The organism is Rhodoferax sp. UBA5149 (assembly GCF_002413825.1).
Lineage (GTDB): Bacteria > Pseudomonadota > Gammaproteobacteria > Burkholderiales > Burkholderiaceae_C > Rhodoferax.
Window position 1 is genome coordinate 1 of the sequence record NZ_DHXT01000128.1, and the last position, 4,871, is coordinate 4,871.

A 4,871-nucleotide genomic window follows, 5' to 3' on the forward strand; every position below is an offset into this window, starting at 1 on the left:
ACCGACATTGCCGTGTCGAGCGACGACGACGTCGAGTTGCGTCGAATCCGCATCAGCAACCGTTCATCCGTGCGCCGAACGCTCGATATCACGAGCTACGCGGAAATCGTGCTCGCGCCTGGCGCCACTGACTCCGCCCATCCGGCGTTCGAGAAGCTGTTTGTCGAAACCGAGATCCTCGGCCAGTCGCAAGCCATCGTCTGCACCCGCCGTGCGCGCGCTCCAAGCGAGCCGGCTCCATCCATGTTCCATCTGCTGGCCACGCAGCAGCGGCAAGGAGAAGCCGTCTCGTACGAGACCGATCGCGCTCGCTTCATCGGCCGCGGCCGCAGCACGGCCGACCCGCAGGCCCTGGACCGCAACGCGGTCCTGTCGGGCAGCGCCGGCTCCGTGCTCGATCCGGTCGCTGCGATTCGTTGCTGCATCCGGCTCGACCCGGGGGAGGCCGCCACCGTCGATCTGGTCACGGGCGTCGCCAGCACCCACGAAGCGTGTACCGATCTGGTTCGAAAGTACCAGCAGCAGACGATGGCAGACCGGGTTGTAGGTTCCGCGTCGACTTATTCACAAGCCGTTCTGAGCGGGTTGCGCTCCAGTGACGCGGATGGGCTGTTCTACGCGAACCTGGCCGCATCCGTGCTCTATGCCAACGCGTGGCTGCGTGCCGACCCAAGCGTTCTCGCCAGCAACCGTCAGGGTCAGGCCGGACTGTGGCGCTACGCGATTTCAGGGGATCTGTCGATCGTCCTGCTGGGCATCGCAGACCCGGCGAATCTTGAGTCGGCGCGCCGGCTCGTGCTGGCCCACGCTTACTGGCGCCATTTCGGACTGGAGGTGGACCTGGTCATCCTCACTGCGGAACGCGACGTGGATGGACCCGACCTGCATCCGCAGATCAATGCGCTGATCGCTGCTTGTGGCCAAGCTGAGCGCATCGACAAACCTGGCGGCATCTTTGTGCGCAAGTTGGACCAGGTCGCGCCAGCGGATCGCATTCTTCTGCAGGCGGTGGCACGGGTCGCTGTGAACGATGACGACGGGCCGCTGGCGCGACAACTCGAACGGCGTGGGTTGAAGCCGCCCTTCGGCTCGATCCCAGCCGTGGCACGGGGCAACGCCGGCCAAACCAGGGCGCGATTCGAGCTGTCGCACGGACCGCTCAAACCCCAGCTGGTCCTGGGCAATGGGCTGGGCGGGTTTACGCCGGACGGGCGCGAATATGTCATCACGATCGCGGCTGGGCAGATGACGCCGGTTCCATGGGTGAACGTTCTGGCAAATCCGTTCTTCGGCACCCTGGTCTCCGAAAGCGGCAGCGCCAACACCTGGAGCGAGAACGCGCAAGAGTTTCGTCTCACGCCCTGGTCGAACGATCCGGTCGGGGATGCCAATACCGAGGCGTTTTACCTGCGCGACGAGGCGAGCGGCTCTTACTGGTCGCCCACGCTGTTGCCGAGCGCCGGCTCGATGCCCTACTTGACCCGTCATGGCTTCGGCTACAGCGTGTTCGAGCACAGCGAAAACGGAATCGATTCCGAGTTGACTGTGTTCGTCGCCATCGATGCGCCGGTCAAGTTCATGGTGTTGAAGCTGTGCAATCAGTCGGGCCGGGAACGCAGCCTGTCCGCGACCGCGTATCTCGAATGGGTGCTCGGCGACGAGCGGACGAAGACGGCCATGCATGTGAGCACCGAAATCGACGCAGGCAGCGGTGCGCTGTTCGCCCAAAACCCGTTCAACACCGATTTCGCCGGGCGCACCGCGTTCTTCGATGTCGATGGGGCACAGCTGCCGGGCACCAGCGTGTGCGGCGATCGCAGCGCATTCCTGGGTCACCACGGCACGCTGCGCCATCCCGCCGCGATGGGGGCTCCGCGGTTTTGCGGCGCCGTGGGCTCGGCGCTCGATCCCTGTGGCGCCATCCGCGTGCCCTTCACTTTGGCCGCCGGGCAGAAGCACGAGCTGGTCTTTCGCCTGGGAACCGGCGCAACTCGCGAGGAGGCAAGTGCGCTCGTAAAGCGCTGGCGCGGCCCCACCGCGGCACGCGAGGCACGGGCCGAGGTGACGCGGTATTGGACGCACACGCTCGGCGCGGTGCAGGTTGAAACGCCGGATCGCTCCCTCGATGTCCTGCTCAACGGATGGTTGCTGTACCAGACCCTCGCGTGCAGGCTCTGGGCTCGCAACGCGTTCTATCAATCCAGCGGCGCCTTCGGGTTTCGCGATCAGTTGCAGGACGTGATGGCTTTGGTCCATGCCGCGCCCACCTTGGTGCGCGAGCACCTGCTGTGCTGCGCGTCGCGCCAGTTTCCTCAAGGTGATGTGCAGCACTGGTGGCACCCACCGTCGGGAAGGGGCGTGCGAACGCGGTGTTCGGACGACTACCTGTGGCTGCCGCTGGCGGTGTGCCGCTATGTGGTGGTCACGGGTGACACCGGCGTGCTGGACGAGCAGGTTAATTTCCTGGAAGGCCGGGCACTCAAGGACCACGAAGCGTCGTACTACGACCTTCCCACACGGTCCGACCAGACCGGCAGCCTGTACGAACACTGCGTACGGGCGATCGAGCACGGCCTGCGTTTCGGTGTGCACGGTTTGCCGCTGATGGGTGCGGGCGACTGGAACGATGGAATGAATCTGGTCGGCGCCGACGGCCAGGGCGAGAGCGTCTGGGTGGGCTTCTTTCTTTGTTCGGTTCTGACGCAGTTCGGTGCCGTGGCCCAGCAGTACGGTGACGCCGCATTGGCACAACGCTGCGCGGTCAAGGGAGCCGCGCTGCGCGCTGACATCGAGAAGAGCGCATGGGATGGCCAGTGGTACCGCCGCGGCTGGTTCGACGATGGTTCACCCCTGGGCACCTCGGCCAACGCCGAGTGCCGCATCGACTCGATTGCGCAGAGCTGGGCGGTCTTGTCTGGCGCAGGCGATCCGCAGCGTGTGCGTCAGGCGATGGACGCCGTCGATGCACAGCTCGTGCACCGCGACTCGGCGTTGATCCAGTTGCTTGGTCCGCCCTTTGACCACTCCGATCCCAGTCCGGGCTACATCCAGGGCTACGTTCCCGGCGTGCGCGAGAACGGCAGCCAGTACACGCATGCAGCCGTCTGGACGGCCATGGCGTTCGCTGCGCTGGGCGATGCGCGGCGCGCATGGGAACTGTTCACGATGATCGACCCGGTCAGACATGCGGATTCGCCGCAGGCCATCGCGACCTACCAGACCGAGCCTTACGTCATCGCATCGGATGTGTACGCGCTGCCGCCGCACACCGGCCGCGGCGGATGGACCTGGTACACCGGCTCGGCCGGCTGGATGTCGCGTTTCATTCTCGAGTCACTGCTGGGCTTGAACGTCGAATCGAACAGTCTGCGATTCGCTGCGTGCCTGCCGGCTCACTGGGACTCCTATGAAGTGAACTATCGGTATCGCGCAACGCTCTACCGAATCAAGGTGCTGCAAACAACCGTTGAGGATGATGGCCCGCACCTGACCGTGGATGGCGCCGAGCTTCCCGGCTCAACCATCCCCCTGACCGACGACGGCGGCGAACACGCGATCGTCGTGCGAATCCACAAGACTGGAGCATAAAGATGCAAATCGGCATGATTGGACTGGGCCGCATGGGTGCCAGTATGACAACGCGGCTGCTGCACGGAGGGCACGACTGCGTCATCCATGACCGCGACCCGAAGGGCATCGAGCGTCTGGTGGCACTCGGCGCAACCGGCGCGACTTCGCTGCAGCATCTGGTCACCTCGCTGACGCAACCGCGTGCGATCTGGTTGATGGTGCCTGCGGCGGCCGTCGACGACCTCCTGACACAGTTGACACCGCTGCTCGACGCTGGCGACATCGTCATTGACGGCGGCAACTCCTACTACCATGACGACCTGCGTCGCGCGGCCGCGTTGCAGGCGTCGGGTATCCACTATGTCGACGTGGGAACCAGCGGCGGCGTAGCCGGACTGGAGCGCGGCTTCTGTCTGATGATCGGCGGTGATGACCAAGCGGTGCAACAGCTGGCTCCGGTGTTCAAAACACTGGCGCCAAGCGCGGGCAGCGCCAAACCGACACCGGGGCGCAAACCCGGCAGTGGCAGCGCCGATCAGGGCTGGTTGCATTGCGGGCCGCACGGCGCCGGCCACTTCGTCAAGATGGTGCACAACGGCATTGAGTACGGCGTCATGGCGGCGTACGCCGAGGGTCTGAACATCCTGCACAACGCCAATGTCGGCAAGCGCGCCAGTGTCGTCGATGCCGAGACAACTCCGCTGCGCCACCCCGAGCTGTATCAGTACGAGATGAACCTGGCCGAGATCGCAGAGGTCTGGCGACGTGGAAGCGTGATCGGGTCGTGGCTGCTCGACCTGACCGCGGCCGCGTTGGCCGACGATCCTGCGCTGGCCGGCTTCGAAGGGCGCGTTTCCGACTCCGGCGAAGGCCGCTGGACGATCCAGGCCGCCATCGATGAAGCGGTGCCGGCGCCAGTACTGAGTGCGGCGCTCTACGCGCGCTTCAGTTCACGCGGCGAGGCCGACTTCGCCAACCGCGTGCAATCGGCGATGCGGCATGAATTCGGCGGCCATGTCGAAAAGCCTGCCGCAGGCCCCACGCCTCAAGCAGTTTGATAACAAACGCAGCCATCAAGGTGGTGACCCGGCAGTAGCGCTCCGCCCAGGGTACCGTCAACTCCTCGACAGCGCCGTCACTGTATTTGAGTTGGGGAATACGTGCTTTGATGACGGTCTCGAACTGGCTGGTATCGAGGCGACGCCACTGGCGCTCGCTTCAGCCAAAGAAAGGTCTACCTTCTTGACCGACCAAGGTGCCTTCAGCCCAAGAAGCTGCTCATACAGCGCGGTGTCTTTCAT

At 64.8% G+C, this 4,871-nt stretch carries 2 protein-coding genes and 1 pseudogene; 2 read left to right on the forward strand and 1 reads right to left on the reverse strand.

Features of this window, described 5'->3' with window-relative positions; translation table 11 throughout:
- Nucleotides 1-12: 12 nt before the first annotated feature.
- Entirely contained in the window at nt 13-3,588 is a 3,576-nt protein-coding gene (locus tag B3V69_RS11265; RefSeq protein WP_296446570.1) for a GH36-type glycosyl hydrolase domain-containing protein, read from the forward strand.
- Nucleotides 3,589-3,590: 2 nt separating this feature from the next.
- Complete coding sequence (gnd, locus tag B3V69_RS11270) at nt 3,591-4,628, forward strand: phosphogluconate dehydrogenase (NAD(+)-dependent, decarboxylating) (RefSeq protein WP_296446573.1); 1,038 nt, start codon at nt 3,591-3,593, stop codon at nt 4,626-4,628.
- Here gnd and B3V69_RS11275 read toward each other — a convergent pair.
- Nucleotides 4,612-4,871, reverse strand: a pseudogene (locus tag B3V69_RS11275) (ISL3 family transposase); the annotation flags it as partial. The gene gnd and the pseudogene B3V69_RS11275 overlap by 17 nt on opposite strands.

What these genes read in the sequence shown, in the direction of transcription:
- gnd (WP_296446573.1), top strand. Translation starts at nt 3,591, where the DNA reads ATGCAAATCGGCATGATTGGACTGGGCCGCATGGGTGCCAGTATGACA.